Origin of the sequence: Streptomyces sp. NBC_00353 (assembly GCF_036108815.1) — a bacterium.
Taxonomy (GTDB): domain Bacteria; phylum Actinomycetota; class Actinomycetes; order Streptomycetales; family Streptomycetaceae; genus Streptomyces.
In genome coordinates this window covers 9,210,006-9,223,833 of the sequence record NZ_CP107985.1, presented here as the reverse complement: position 1 = coordinate 9,223,833, position 13,828 = coordinate 9,210,006, and the positions used below count along the sequence as shown (strand labels likewise).

The window sequence follows — 13,828 nt, the reverse complement described above, 5'->3', positions numbered from 1 at the left end:
GGACGATCCTCTATCGCCGGGCGCGCAGCGCCTCCCACTGCGCTGCGGCGCCGTCCAGCAGCATCTCCAGGGCGGTGGGATAGGCGCTGTCGACCATGCGGGTCGCCAGGAGGGGTGCCGCCTCGGCGATCCGGGGGTATGTGGTGCGCGGCAGGCGGGCGTACGTCGAGCGCCACATGTCCTCGTCGGCTCTGAGACTCTCGCGTGGCAGGGCCAGCGAGGCGGCGTCGAGCGCGGCGAAGGCCAGGGTCTGGTCGATGAAGGCCTGGTAGATCCGTACCGTGTCCGGCAAGGGGAACCCTGCCGTGCGAAGTACGTCAAGGATGGCCTCGTCGGCCGCCAGCTCGTGGGCCCGGCCGGTGACCCGGTTCGCTGTCAGCAGTGCCGCCTGCGGATGCCCGACGTACACGGCGTGGATGCGCAACCCGAGGCCGCGCAGATCCGACCGCCACTCCCCCGTGGGCCGCCAGCCCTGCAGGGCCTGCCCGATGAGGGCGTCGCCGATGGCAAGGGTCAGATCATCCATGCCGCGGAAGTACCGGTAGAGGGTGCTGGGGTCGGCGTCCAGGGCCAGGCCGAGACGGCGGGCGGTGAGTCCCGCGCTGCCGTGTTCACGCAGCATCCGCAGGGCGGTCTCGAGAATCAGCTGCTCGGACAGCACCGTGCCGCTCCTGGTGGGACGGCGGCGCCGCCGTTTCTCCTCAGGCACCACAGCTTTCGCCACCGCCGCCTCCTCACCGGGTCCTTATGCCAACACCATTGACCTTATCCGAGCACGCGGCGTTGGATCTCCCGGCAGGGGCGCCCGCACCTCCGGTCCGCGCGGTCACGCCCCGTCTCCAGAGAGGAAGTCCGTGTCATGCGTGTTCTGCTTGTGGGCGCCGGCGGTGTGGGCACCGCGATCACCCGGATCGCGGCCCGGCGCCCGTTCTTCGACGAGATGGTCGTGGCCGACTACGACCTGAGCCGGGCCGAGGCGGCGGTCGCTGCCCTCGCGGGTGCCGCGGGCCGCTTCCGTGCCGAGCACGTCGACGCGTCCGATCAGGCGGCAGTGACGGCGCTGCTGACGCGGCACGGGTGCGACGTCCTGCTCAATGCCACCGACCCGCGGTTCGTGATGCCCCTCTTCCAGGCAGCGCTCACGGCCGGCGCAACCTACCTCGACATGGCGATGTCTCTGTCGCGCCCGCACTCCGATCGGCCGTACGAGGAGTGCGGGGTGATGCTCGGCGACACGCAGTTCGCGCAGGCAGCCGACTGGGAGAAGGCGGGCGCGCTGGCCCTCGTCGGCATGGGTGTGGAGCCGGGGCTGTCCGATGTCTTCGCACGGTACGCAGCCGACGAACTCTTCGACGAGATCGACGAGATCGGCATCCGCGACGGCGCCAACCTCACCGTCGACGGCTACGAGTTCGCGCCTTCCTTCAGCATCTGGACCACCATCGAGGAGTGCCTCAATCCGCCGGTCGTCTACGAGGCGGACCGCGGCTGGTTCACCACCGCGCCCTTCAGCGAGCCGGAGGTGTTCGACTTCCCCGAGGGCATCGGCCCGGTCGAGTGCGTGAACGTGGAGCACGAGGAGGTGCTGCTTGTCCCCCGTTGGATCGACGCACGGCGCGTGACCTTCAAGTACGGCCTGGGCGAGGAGTTCATCCAGACCCTCAGGACGCTGCACCTCCTGGGTCTGGACCGCACCGACCCGGTGACCGTGCCGAGCGCTGCGGGCCCGGTGGGTGTGTCGCCCCGCGACGTCGTGGCCGCCTGTCTGCCGGACCCGGCGACGCTGGGCGAGCGCATGCACGGCAAGACGTGCGCGGGCACCTGGGTGCGCGGTACCAAGGACGGTGCGCCGCGCGAGGTCTACCTCTACCACGTGGTCGACAACCAGTGGTCGATGGCCGAGTACGGCTCCCAGGCGGTGGTGTGGCAGACGGCCGTCAACCCGGTCGTCGCCCTCGAACTCCTGGCCACGGGCGCGTGGTCCGGCTCGGGAGTCCTCGGCCCGGAGGCCTTCCCCGCCCGCCCCTTCCTGGACCTGCTCAGCGCGTACGGCTCTCCGTGGGGCATGCGGGAGCAGTGACCGTCCTGGGCTCACCGGGGAATCCGACCTCGTTCCGGTGAGAGCGAGTGTCGGACCTCCGATCCCTTCGCCGCTCCCGGGGTGCTCCCAGTTACCGGCGTCGGCCAGGGGCACCGAAGTTCCTGGCCTGCGAGGGTGCGCTTCGACAACTCGTGGGACCGGCATCCCTTCGACGGCGTCGAGCCGCGCGGGAGCTTGTGGACACAGTGTTCTCGGGGTTGTCCCTGCTGATCGGACAAGGATTGCGTGAGTAGGTCGCCGAGGAACTCAGCCTCAACCCGGGCATGCTGCACAGCTGGGACTCTCGCGCCGGCGCCGCAACGGACGTCCGACCGCCCGGCGGAGGGGTAACCGACGGCTGGGCGATGCTGAGCTCAGAGCAGCTGCGCCTGAGCCGTGAGGTGGCGGACAAGAACTAGCCGCTGACCGAAGCCGCATAAGTCGTGCTCACGATTCGGAGTGAAGGCCCGGGTAGTTGCCCGACTCGATCCAGTGGTATTTCACTGCCCGGGCCCACTCCCCAGGCCGCGTGCTGCCGGCCTCCTCGCTGAGCGCGCTGTCCGCGAGCGCAGTACGGTTGAAAGGCCCTACGTCCATGAGTATCTGCGCGGCACTGAGCGCATACACCGGTGCCTGTCGCAGCCACAACAACGCAGTGCTCATCGACCCGCCGAGGCCGGCCCATGAAACGGCGGTCGAGTTGCGCGGTCACCGATCCGTCAGCGATCCGACCCGGCGCCCGAACACCATGCGACGTCCCGGGACGCTCTCGTCAGGATTTCGCCGCCCTATTGGGGTTCTCGCCGTACGTCTCTCCATCGTGAGGTCAGCCACCATGCCGAACAACGACAGCAGTGGGCCGGATCAGGCCCGCTCCGACTCTGCCGCCGAGCCGGTCCCCTGGCAATCATGTATCACCACTCTGCTGGAGCAGGTACCGCCGTTCATCCCTGAACGTGCACAAGTGATGACCTTGCTCGTGCAGTACCCTCCTGCGCATCCGGGGGTCCCGCCACACCGGCACTCCGGTCCGGCATTCGGCTACATGATCGAAGGCGAAATGCTGTTCGAGTTGGAGGGCGAGCCGGAGCGCGTTGTCCGGGCCGGTGAGACATTCTGGGAGCCGGGCGGCGATGTCATCCACTACCAGGACGGGAACAATCGGGACGATGCGTGGAGCCGCTTCGTCGTGGTGATGATGGGTGCGCCAGGCAAGCCCATGCTCACCCTCGTCGACGATGAGGAACTGGCCGGCCGCCGGGACCGACGCGCGCCGCGACCGTCCTGACAGCCCCGGGGCCGTGCCGCGGCCCACACGGAGCTTCCGGGGAGGCCGACCTACTGGGACCGGCAGCAGGGTCGTTGCCTGTTGTGGCGCCGTTCCTGATCAAACGCTCCTGGCCTTCTTCTCACAGTCGTCCCACAACCTGTGCTGGACCCGGAGCGCTTCGGGCCACAGCCGCTGTGCAGACGCGCGGTGTGCCGCCATCGCGCACCGCACGACCCGCGGCTACGCGCCCTACCCCGCGGTGGCAAGCCTGATGAGCAGCAGCGCGATGTCGTCCGTCCGGGGAGCGGTCTGCCGTGCGTGGTCGATCAGGTACGTGGCGAGCTGGTCCATGGGCTGGGGCCGGGTCCGGGCGAGCTGGTCGGCGAGCCCGGCCATGGCATCGTCCAGGTCAACCTCGGGGGTCTCGACGAGTCCGTCGGTGTACAGGGCGAGGACGCTGCCGGGGGCCAGCGGGATCTCGGTGGTGGGATAGTCGGCGTCGGGGTCGATGCCGAGCAACACCCCCGGCGGCACGCGGAGGACCTCCGCGTGCCCGTCCGGGTGACGCAGGATCGGTGGGGGGTGGCCGGCGGTGGCCAGGAGGGCCCGGCGGTGTGCGAGGTCGAGCTGGGCGTACAGGCAGCTGACGAAGCGGCCCGGGTCCAGGTCGACCAGCTGGCGGTTGGCCTGCGCGAGGGCCTGCGCCGGCGTGGCCCCCGCGGCGGCCTGGGAGCGGATGGAGAGGCGGCAACGGCCCATGAGTGCGGCGGCGGTGACATTGTGGCCCTGGACGTCGCCGATGACTGCGGCCGCGGTGGTGTCGTCCACCCGGACCAGGTCGTAGAAGTCGCCGCCGATGTCCATACCGCGGACGCTGGGCAGGTAACGGGCGGCCACATCCAGTCCGGGAAGGTCCGGCAGCGAGTCGGGGAGCATGGCCGCCTGCAGAATCTGTGCGAGCTCCTTGCTGGTGTCGTACAGGCGGGCCCGTTCCAGCGCCTGCGTGATCAGTCCCGCGAGTGCGGTCAGGACGGTCCGTTGGTTGCCGGAGAACTGGTGGGGCCGGTCGAAGGCGAGCACGCACAAGCCCACCGGGCGCCCGGAAGCGATCAACGGCAGGTAGGCCCAGGCCTGCAGACCGTCCTGGCGGGGGGCGAGCGGGTAGGTGCGTACCACCTCCTCAAAGGTGGCGAAGAAGTTCGGCACACCGTCAGCGAGGGTGCCGACCGCGGCCGGGGAGGTGAGCGTCGCTCCGTCGAAGAGCTCCACGGGATAGGGGTTGTAGCCCCGACAACCGATGAGGCGTAGTCCGCCGTCCTCGGCCGTGAACAGGGCCAGGGTCCGGGCCCGAAAGGTTGGCAGCATCTCGTCCGCGACCAGGTCGACCACGTCGCCGACTCCGACGGCCTCGGAGAGGGTAGCGGCCAGGTGCAGCACCTGGTAGAGCTGGCCCAGGGGGATCGGCTCGCCCCAGGGCGTCCCTGTCCCGGCGGGCGCTGCCCTCGAGGTGTGGGCGGGGGCCGTCGGCGAAATGCGGGCGCTCACTCCGGAGGCATCGGGGTAGAGCTCGAATGCGAGCCAGCGGTTCGGCGGGACCATGGCGGTGAAGGACACCGGCTGCCGGCTGACCACGGCAGCGCGGAAGCGGTCCTCGAAGGCCGGGTCGATGGACCAGGGCAGGGTCTGCCAGGGGCGCTTGCCGAGCAGATCGGGGATGCTGCCGCCCAGCAGGTCGGCGGCGGTGGCGCTGAGGTAGGTGAATCTGCCCTCGAGGTCGAGGGAGCAGTTGCCCTCCGGCAGGCGTTCGGCGAAGTCCGCTGCGGCCCGTGCCACGGCCGGATCCCACTCCCGGGTGAATGGCCGGGGCAGCGTACGCGGCAGCGTCCCCGGAGTGACCGGGCGGCCGGCCTGGGCGGCGTCCCGCAGGAACCGGCCCAGACGTCGGCAGGCGAGACCGACCCGGTCAGAGCCCGGGCTGGCAAGTTCGGCAGTGTCGCAGCAGGGCCAGAACAGCAGCAGTGTTCCCCAGGCGGTGGTGCCGGTCAGGATCGGCGCCGCGGCCACCGCGAAGTGGTACGGCAAGGCGATCGCCGTACGCGGGTAACGCCGGGCGAGCTCCTGATGCTCGCTGAGCCACACCAGCCGTCGCTCGCGCACCGCCACGGCCACCGGATCGAGACTGGCCAGCCCCACCCCCAGCCAGGGCGCGAGATACTCCGCCGGCATGCCGGTGGTCACCTCGAGCCGCAGCGCCTGCCCGTCGGCGGCCAGCAGGAAGACCGCTCCCGCATGCCCGCCCGTGTCGCGCACGGCTAGATCCAGCAGCCGGTCCAACTCCGCCCGGCGTGCCGACCCAGCAGCGGGAGGGGCGTACCCGTACGCCCGAGCAGCGCCGTCGTCCGGTGCAGCGCTCATAGCACAACCCTACGTCCGGACCGGCTCGCCCTGCCTGGAAGGCCCGGCGCCACCGGTCCGGCTCCTCACAAGAGGCCGTCCCCGCCGTGCCGATCCTTTGGCGGGGTCGCCTGCGACGAGCCCGGACATCGTGGCGCAGGCACCCGAGTTGACGCGCTTGACCGGAACCCCGCCGAGTTCGGTGGCGCGCTCGTTGCCGCCGCTTGCGTACAGGCAGCGCCCGAAGGGTGTTCAGCGCAGCAGCACGGTGACAAGGTCGGCCGGCACGATGGTGATCCAGACCGCGACGGGCAGCCCGAGCGGCCGCCCCCTGATCGAGCCGGTCGAACCCGGTGTCGTGGGTGTCACGGTCGCCGAGGTCGGGGGGTGGGTCGTGCCGTCGGAGCTCAACAGGGCGGTGGTGCGGGCCACGTACAGCAGGCCGAGGGCGCGATGAATGGTGCGCGCTGCCGACCACCGTGCGAGTCCCGACAACTCTTCCGAGCTGCGTGGTTGTCAGGACGATGCCGCGTGATGGCCACGGGATGAGGGCGGAGAGGTCAACGTGGCCAGGTAGTCGTCAAGGAGCTCGGCCTGGCGGTGGGGTGGGAACGCCGGGGGGTCGAACAGTGCCTGTACCACCAGACCGAGCACGAAGGACTGGGCGCCGGCCGCGATGCGGGCCGGGTCGCCGTCGGGCAGTTCGCCGAGCTGTTGGGCTGCGGCAACCAGGTCGCACAGCTTGTCGCGGCTCTGCGCGTACTTGCGGGCGTAATCGCCGCTCAACTCGGGGTTGGCGAGCGCGGCGTCCCAGGAAGACACCCAGATCCGGTTGCTGTCGGTGGCCTCGTCAGTCAGCGGCAGGATGTCCAGCAGCGCGGCCCTCACGGCGGGCAGGCCTGTGTCGGCGGCGCGCCGGGGGCGTGAGGCACTTCGCCGTTCGAGCAGGTCGAGGGCGTATGCAACCAGGTCGCGTTTGGTGGGGAAGTAGTGGGTGAGCAGGCCGGTGGTGGCGTCGAGCTCGCCGGCGACGGCTCGCATGGTCAATCCGCCGAAGCCGTGCGCGACCAACACCCGCCAGACCGCCTCGGAGACGTCGCGTCGGCGAGCCTCGTGGTTCCCCTTGGTGCGTGACATGCTGCTACGGTACATAACCGTAACGCTTGTTATGTGAATGAGGTCATCATGTTCTCCCTTTCATTGCGGGACAACGCCCGCCTCCGCCCGCTGGAGATATGGCATGCCGAGGAGTTCGCAGCCAACCTGGACCGGGCCCGCGAGCACATCCGACCGTGGGTCGGGCCGGGGTTCGTCACCGACGACCTCGACGGGGCGCGGGCCACACTGCGCCGGTACGCCGAGCGTCAGGCCGCGGACGGCGGCCGCCTCTTCGGTATATGGCTCGACGGAACGCTGGTCGGCGGCGTGATGTTCGTGGACTTCGACGCCGGCTTCGGTTCCTGCGAGATCGGCTGCTGGCTGGAGCCGGCCACCGAGGGTCGCGGCCTGGTCACAGAGGCGTGCCGCGCGCTGTTGGAGTGGGCGTTCGCATCCCGGGGGATGCATCGCGCCGAGTGGCACTGCCGAGCCGACAACGAGCGCAGCTCCGCGGTGGCCCGGCGGCTCGGCATGACGCTCGAAGGCGTACGACGCGAGTACTGGCCCTACGACGGCACCCGTCACGACAAGCAGATGTGGGCGATCCTCGCCCCCGAATGGCGAAACCATCACTCGTGAACGGAATCCCCGCCACGCACCCACGGCGGCGGCCGTGGGCGCCGCCTCCGTCAACCGCGGATTGACGTTCCTCCCGCCTCCGCCCCCAAAACGCCTCAGGGGCCATCCGAAGATGACCCCTGACCTGCGCAAATGTCCGATGTAACCGGCGAGGCGACAGGATTTGAACCTGCAACCCCTCGCCCCCCAGCGACGCGGCCGACCCCCGGTCAAGCCCTCGAGCGCCGATGCGCGCAATTGCGGCACGCAGACAACCGCACGGCTCCGGGCAGGGAAACGCTGCGTTCCCGGGCAGCTCCGATTGCGCAGGGCACACCCCATCGCGCCCGTTCCCGGGCGACCGGTCACCTACCGGGCCGGTAGCTCCGCCCGACATGGCCCTCGAGGTCATCGGGATAGAAGCAGACGGGTCGCAGGTCGCCGTTCGCGCAGCGTTCGGCCTGGTCGTCGAAGTGCGGCAAGGCGGGATGCCCGCTCACCCCGCCGGCCGTCACCGCCCAGGCGCGCAGTCGCGGCCCGAACTCCACCACCGCCACGAAACTGTTGCCGCTGGTGCCGTAGGAGCGCTTCGTTCCCGGGTAGGCCTTGGCTCCGAACGAGACGAGGGGGCCCCATCGCGACGAGGTGAAGGGCACGGGGATGCTCGGCTGGCGTCGCTGAACTCCTGGACGATCGCACCGTCGTTGCGCTGGTAGCGGTTGATCTCGCCGAGTTCCGATGATCACCCACCCGGACAGTCCTACCCAGGAAGAGGAGCCCTGACAAGGCCTCGCCCGTGAGCGAGCAGTTGCAGCAGGCCCTGCGCCGGGTTCCCAGTGCTGGAGGCGCGCGCAGGCGGATATCGGGGGCAGGGTCACTGCCCTCGCCGCGGGCCGGCCGCCCCACCTCACCCATGCCAACCCGACCGCACATACGCCCTCGCGTGCTTCCCTGCCGGCACCGACACCACGGCCAACCGACCCTGAGCGACGGTGGATTGACGGAACAGTGCCGGAAGGGCAAAGATCGTCGAGCTCGAAGTTGACAACGTTGTCGTACGAGAGGATCGCGATGCGAGCGTTGAAACGCGTGTTCACCGCCTTGTTGATAGCCACCACCGTGGCCACGGCTTCCGTCACCTCCGGCGTCGCAAACGCCAAGGACCAGGGGACGAAGTTCGCCGATGACCCCACCACGCTGGTCGACACGTCGATCGGCAACAACGGCGACGGAACCACCTTCCCGGGCGCCGCCGCGCCGTTCGGCATGGTGCAGCTGAGCCCTGATACGCAGCTGAACAAGTACGCTTCCTACGACTACAAGCAGGACACCATCCTCGGCTTCAGCCACACGCACCTCTCGGGTGTCGGCTGCCAGACGATGGGCAACTTCCGGTTCATGCCGACCACCGGTGCGGTCACGTCGTCCGACCCGGCGCAGTCCGGTGCGAAGTTCAGCCATGACAACGAAACCCGCGCGCCGGGCTACTACGGCGTGAAGTTCGACAACGGCATCCAGGCCGAGCTCACCGCCACGCAGCGGACCGGTCAACACCGCTACACGTACCCCGCCGGATCGGGCCCCGAGAACGTGCTCATCGAGGCCGGCGAGAGCAACGGCAGCACCTACGGCGGCGACGTCAAGGTGGTCGGCAACGACACCGTGGAAGGCTGGGTCCAGGGGGGCAACTTCTGCGGTGAGACCGGCAAGGAGCGCTACCGAATATTCTTCAGCGCCAAGTTCGACCGGAAGTTCTCGAACTTCGGAACCTGGACCGACGGCGTCCTCACCCCGGACCAGCGCGAAGCATCGCGCGGCGCCAAGCGCGCCGGCGCCTGGGTGACGTTCGACCCGGCCAAGGGCGACCAGGTCGGCACTTCGGTGGGCCTGTCCTACACCTCGGTCGACGGCGCACGGCTCAACCGCAAGGCCGAGCAGCCGAAGTCGTTCGACAAGGCCCGCACCGGCGCGCACGACGCCTGGCAGGGCGAGCTGAACCGCATGCGCGTGGCCGGCGGCAGCACCGCCGACCAGCGCACGTACTACAGCGCGCTCTACCACTCGCTGCTGCACCCGTCGATCGGGTCCGATGTCGACAACCGCTACCGCGGCTTCGACGACCAGGTGCACCGCGCGGATTCCACGTATTACCAGATGTTCTCGCTCTGGGACACCTACCGCTCGCAGAACCAGCTGGTGGCCCTGCTGCACCCGGACAAGGCCGCGGACATGGCCAAGTCCGTGCTGCACATCTACCAGGACGGTGGGTGGCTGCCGCGCTGGGGGCTCGGCAACGGCGAGACCAACGTAATGAGCGGTGATCCCATCACCCCGTGGATCGTCGACATCTACAACCGCGGCCTACTCGACGACCGCACCTCGCGCCAGCTCTTCGACGCGCTCTGGAAGAACGTCAATGAGGTCCCCACGGACCAGTCGATCTTCCGCGGGCGTGACGGCAACCCGACGTACGTCGAGAACGGCTGGGTCGGCTACCAGAACCTGCCCGGTTACAAGTACGGCGACAGTCGCCAGGCAGGCTCGGCCACGCTCGAATACTCGCTCGCCGACTGCGCGCTGTCCACGATGGCCGGCGGCCTCGGCTACAAGGACAAGGCCGCGACGCTCGCCTCGCGCTGCGACAACTTCACCAAGCTCTGGGACCCCAACGTCACGTCGCAGGGCTTCTCAGGGTTCCCCGTCGCGAAGAACGCGGACGGCACTGTCGCAGGCGACCTCGACCCGGCCCAGGCCGGCGCGTTCCACGAGGGCACCGCATGGCAGTACGAATGGCTTGCCCAGCAGGACCCGCAGACCCTCTTCGGGCTCATGGGCGGCCAGGCGAAGGCCGAGCAGCGGCTCGACAAGTTCTTCGACATGCCGACCGTGCTCACCGACCCGGCGAAGGCCGCTTCGGAGTCGTGGGTGACCGGCGCGTACGACTACCACAACAACTTCGCCTTCAATCCCAACAACGAGCCCGACTTCCACACGCCGTGGATGTACACGTGGACCGGCGCGCCGTGGAAGACCTCCGCCGTGCTGCGCGCAATGCGGACGCTCTTCACCGACAACGTGTACGGCATGCCCGGCAACGACGACCTCGGCGCCACTTCGTCGCTGCTCGTCTTCGCCATGGCCGGCATCTTCGAGGCCCAGCCGGGCTCCGCCAACTACGTAGTCACCGCACCTATGTTCGCGAAGGTCGAGATCCGGCCTGAGCACGGACGCAAGATCAGCATCGAGGCTCCGGGCGCCGACGCGTCGAAGCTCCAGTACGTGTCTTCCGCGGACACGAACAAGGGCAAGCTGCGCCAGAGCTGGCTCTCTCACAAGGACCTGCTCCGCTCCGGCACGATCAAGATCAAGCTCACCGACAAGCCGACGAGCTGGGGCGTCAACGCCGCCCCGCCCGCCATGGCCGCCCAAGGCTGAGGTTTTTGGGGTGCGGTCCCTCCCGCGAGGAGGGCCGCACCCGGGTGGAATCCTTGGATGACAAATCTTCACAGCGTGATGGGGCGTTCGGTCCCACAGCCCCTCGCAGAGGCTCTCTTCTCGTCCCGCATCCTGTAGCCGGTGTTCAGGCAGTCGACGACGTTGCGACCGGGTCGGACCACCGGGGCGGCGACGAGGCCGTCGTAGAGGCCCTTCTCGTTACGGAGCCAGGGGCTCAGCTCCGGTCGCGTCATCACTCAACCAGAACTCCCGGTCGATGGCCGGCCTCGGCGGATTCGCCTCCACCTTCCGCGTGTTGGACAAGGACGGCGACCGGGTCGACAGCGGCGGGCTCCAGGACTGCAACGGCACCGCCGATGTGATCAGATGCGGTCAGCGGCCCTGAACCGTGACGCGTGAGCCGTAAGCAGTGATCAGCAGGAATGGGTCCCAGAACTTCCGGGCCCACACCCCCTGCGGGGCACCGTTCACACGGCCCGCCACCCGTCCTGGAGACAGACCTCGACGACGTCAGGCTCATCCGTGCTCACCCAACCCAGACCATCACCGGAGGGAGAGAGAAACGGCACCTCCCCCTCCGTCACCCGGCAGGCCGTCCCGGTCGCCAACGCTCGTGCGCCATCGGCCAGATACTCGGCGACCGTGCACCCGGACGGATCCAGAGTGCCCGCGTCCGTCCAGGTTCCCATCTCCCCCTGCGCGTCTACCCACATCCCAGACATGTCGGAGTCGGCCACCTGTGACAAGAACGGCACGCGGCGACGCGGGTCGTCGGGATCCGCGTACATGCTCACGTGCTCGCCCAGCTCGACGGCCCGCTCCAGGGAGAGCCAGGCGAGGTTGCCGGGAAGGAAGCACACGGCGTTCTGGTAGCGCCAGAAGGGGTCGGCCGGATCCGGTGGAACGTCGTGCGGATAGTCGGCAAAGTGCTCCGGCTCGTGCACTCCGTCATGACGGAGGTACAGCGCGCGCACCCCTGCCGGGAAGGCCACGCCCAGCTCCTCCTCGGCGGACACGATCTCCTCCTCTGACGCGGGCGGGCGGAGCATGCTGTGGGACAGCGGTGCCACACGCGCGAGTTCCGTCTTGAACCGCCCCCAGACCAGCGTCGTCTCTTCTGCACTCATGAGCGGTCACCTTACGAGAGAACTCGCCCGCGGGAGCGTGGATGCGAGCGGGGCGCACAGCGCGCCGCGCCGGCGATTTCTCTCTGCTGCGACTGCGCGGCCGCAGCGACCGAGCAGGCCCTGTCGCACTTCCCCGACGCCTCAACTCGGCTACCGACGAGGCGCGTTACTTGCGCCGTGTCGTTGCCCTCGCCTCCTTCGCGACTGCAAAATCGGCGACATATTGCGCCGTTGCCCCGACACCCTGGATGTTCCCCTTTCTTTTCACCAGTACCTCACACCTTTTGATGAATCATTAGAAAGTTCCAGAGATTCGTACCGAACCTCTGGACAGTCCCCCACGCGGCGCCCTAATCTCTCGGCCCACCGAGACATGCGTTTCGTCCCGGTAACACCGCAGCCGATCGGCGTTCCCTCGAACGCTCCTCACCTCACGAGTCTTTGCACGTCTCTCCCCCCATGGCCGGGCCACCGCCCGTCACGAGGCACCGCGCGATCGCTGTCACAGCGGTCGTCGCTCACGCACCGTTTCAGCACCCCGTCGAAACACGGGGGAAACCGGCCGGGTCACCGACTCTGCCGTGACCGCAGCGGAAGGGAAGCGACATGAAGATTCTTACGTTCATCGCCACGGCCTCACTGGTGGCCTCCGGGAGCCTGGTGGCCTTCTCCAACTCCGCCCAGGCCTCGCTCTACACCACCTGTGTCGGTGACGGCGGGGCCGTGACCGTAAGCAACGACCTGGTCGTGCCCGCCGGGAAGTCCTGCACCCTCACGGGCACGAAAGTCAAGGGCACGGTGACGGTCGAGGCCGGAGCCGACCTCGTGGCGGCGGGCGCCACCTTCAACGGTGCGGTCACGGTCGAGGAGAACGCCTATCTCGACCTCACCGACACCACCGTCAAGGGTGCGCTGAGCACCAATTCCGCTTTCGGCGCGCACCTGGAGAAGAGCAACCTCAAGGAGGTCGACGCCACCCAGGGATTCGTCTACGTGGTCGACTCGACGCTCGGCGGGAACGTCAGCACCGAGGCCGGCGAGCTGTACGTCTCCGGCAGCACCCTCAGCGGCTCGCTGACGGGTGACGGCAACCAGTACAGCGACGTGTACGACACCACCGTCAAGGGCGCGCTCACCGTCAACGGGAACACCCTCGGCGGCGTGTTCTGCGCCAGCGAGGTGTACGGCGCCGCGAAGTACGCGGGCAACGCCGACAACCTCCAGCTCGGCGGCGAGAGTCTGATCGGATCCTGTGCGGGTGCCTCGTACTTCGGCGGCAACCTGGCGGTCACCGACAACACCGCGAAGGCCGTACTCGACAACGCAATCGTGCGCGGCGGGCTCACCGCGACCGGCAACGATCCCGTCCTGGTCGTGGGCGAGTTGGCGCGCGTCCGTGGCACCGTCACCGGAGAGACCGCCACCGCCGGCGCGGCGTCCTCCCGCTCGGCCAAGGAGGCGGCGCCGCAGGACCGTGGTGCCGACCTCGCCCAGAGGGCCGACGCCCGCGCCGCGGCGGCGCGGGCCGACGCCCACGGGGCGGGCAAGTCCCGCCTCTGACGCGGAGCGGGACAGGCGGCGGCACACGCGGCGGCACCGGCTGGTGACGACGGCCGCCCCCGTCGCCGTACCTCCGCACAGCGCCGCGGTTCTCCTCCCGCCGCCACCCACCCACGCTCGTTCCGCTGTGTTCCGGAGCCCGTGATCCGCCGTCGTGGCACGCACCGCAGAGCAGCAGCCCGGCCGCGCGCCTCGATCTGTACCCTCTTCTCCTCATTCCTCAGG

At 69.1% G+C, this 13,828-nt stretch carries 13 protein-coding genes; 6 read left to right on the top strand and 7 right to left on the bottom strand.

What is annotated here, in order from left to right:
- Window positions 1-10: 10 nt before the first annotated feature.
- A complete protein-coding gene (locus OHA88_RS41420) occupies window positions 11-724 on the bottom strand; it encodes a TetR/AcrR family transcriptional regulator (protein WP_328629373.1) in 714 nt (237 codons plus the stop codon).
- 135 nt (window positions 725-859) lie between these two features.
- Here OHA88_RS41420 and OHA88_RS41415 point away from each other — a divergent pair, with 135 nt between their 5' ends.
- On the top strand, window positions 860-2,080 hold the full coding sequence (locus OHA88_RS41415) for a saccharopine dehydrogenase family protein (RefSeq protein ID WP_267007222.1): 1,221 nt from the start codon (window positions 860-862) through the stop codon (window positions 2,078-2,080).
- An 835-nt stretch (window positions 2,081-2,915) separates the two neighbouring features.
- Complete coding sequence (locus OHA88_RS41410; protein ID WP_328629372.1) at window positions 2,916-3,368, top strand: cupin domain-containing protein; 453 nt, start codon at window positions 2,916-2,918, stop codon at window positions 3,366-3,368.
- A gap of 231 nt (window positions 3,369-3,599) precedes the next feature.
- Here OHA88_RS41410 and OHA88_RS41405 read toward each other — a convergent pair whose 3' ends face one another.
- The 3 genes from OHA88_RS41405 to OHA88_RS41395 form a co-directional block, all read right to left on the bottom strand.
- Window positions 3,600-5,765: a SpoIIE family protein phosphatase gene (locus OHA88_RS41405; RefSeq protein WP_328629371.1), complete on the bottom strand. Its 2,166-nt coding sequence runs from the start codon at window positions 5,763-5,765 to the stop codon at window positions 3,600-3,602.
- 231 nt (window positions 5,766-5,996) lie between these two features.
- Window positions 5,997-6,239: a hypothetical protein gene (locus OHA88_RS41400; protein WP_328629370.1), complete on the bottom strand. Its 243-nt coding sequence runs from the start codon at window positions 6,237-6,239 to the stop codon at window positions 5,997-5,999.
- Between the two features lie 21 nt (window positions 6,240-6,260).
- Window positions 6,261-6,881 carry a TetR/AcrR family transcriptional regulator gene (locus OHA88_RS41395; protein WP_328629369.1) on the bottom strand — a complete coding sequence of 207 codons (621 nt, stop codon included), beginning with the start codon at window positions 6,879-6,881 and terminating at the stop codon, window positions 6,261-6,263.
- 48 nt (window positions 6,882-6,929) lie between these two features.
- Here OHA88_RS41395 and OHA88_RS41390 point away from each other — a divergent pair, with 48 nt between their 5' ends.
- Window positions 6,930-7,481 carry a GNAT family N-acetyltransferase gene (locus OHA88_RS41390; protein WP_328629368.1) on the top strand — a complete coding sequence of 184 codons (552 nt, stop codon included), beginning with the start codon at window positions 6,930-6,932 and terminating at the stop codon, window positions 7,479-7,481.
- A 344-nt stretch (window positions 7,482-7,825) separates the two neighbouring features.
- Here OHA88_RS41390 and OHA88_RS41385 read toward each other — a convergent pair whose 3' ends face one another.
- The gene (locus OHA88_RS41385; RefSeq protein WP_328629367.1) at window positions 7,826-8,116 is read right to left on the bottom strand and encodes a penicillin acylase family protein; all 291 of its coding nucleotides are present in this window, start codon (window positions 8,114-8,116) and stop codon (window positions 7,826-7,828) included.
- A 415-nt stretch (window positions 8,117-8,531) separates the two neighbouring features.
- On the opposite strand from OHA88_RS41385, the gene OHA88_RS41380 reads away from it, so the two are divergent.
- Window positions 8,532-10,895: a GH92 family glycosyl hydrolase gene (locus OHA88_RS41380; RefSeq protein WP_328629366.1), complete on the top strand. Its 2,364-nt coding sequence runs from the start codon at window positions 8,532-8,534 to the stop codon at window positions 10,893-10,895.
- A gap of 68 nt (window positions 10,896-10,963) precedes the next feature.
- On the opposite strand, the gene OHA88_RS41375 is transcribed toward OHA88_RS41380, so the two are convergent.
- On the bottom strand, window positions 10,964-11,149 hold the full coding sequence (locus OHA88_RS41375) for a hypothetical protein (protein WP_328629365.1): 186 nt from the start codon (window positions 11,147-11,149) through the stop codon (window positions 10,964-10,966).
- Between the two features lie 23 nt (window positions 11,150-11,172).
- On the opposite strand from OHA88_RS41375, the gene OHA88_RS41370 reads away from it, so the two are divergent.
- Window positions 11,173-11,301, top strand: coding sequence for a hypothetical protein (locus OHA88_RS41370; protein ID WP_328629364.1), 129 nt, complete (start codon window positions 11,173-11,175; stop codon window positions 11,299-11,301).
- Window positions 11,302-11,383: 82 nt separating this feature from the next.
- Here the strand turns inward: OHA88_RS41370 and OHA88_RS41365 are convergent, their stop codons facing one another.
- Window positions 11,384-12,043, bottom strand: coding sequence for an SMI1/KNR4 family protein (locus OHA88_RS41365; protein WP_328629363.1), 660 nt, complete (start codon window positions 12,041-12,043; stop codon window positions 11,384-11,386).
- Window positions 12,044-12,649: 606 nt separating this feature from the next.
- Here OHA88_RS41365 and OHA88_RS41360 point away from each other — a divergent pair.
- A complete protein-coding gene (locus tag OHA88_RS41360) occupies window positions 12,650-13,603 on the top strand; it encodes a hypothetical protein (RefSeq protein ID WP_328629362.1) in 954 nt (317 codons plus the stop codon).
- Window positions 13,604-13,828: the final 225 nt, after the last annotated feature.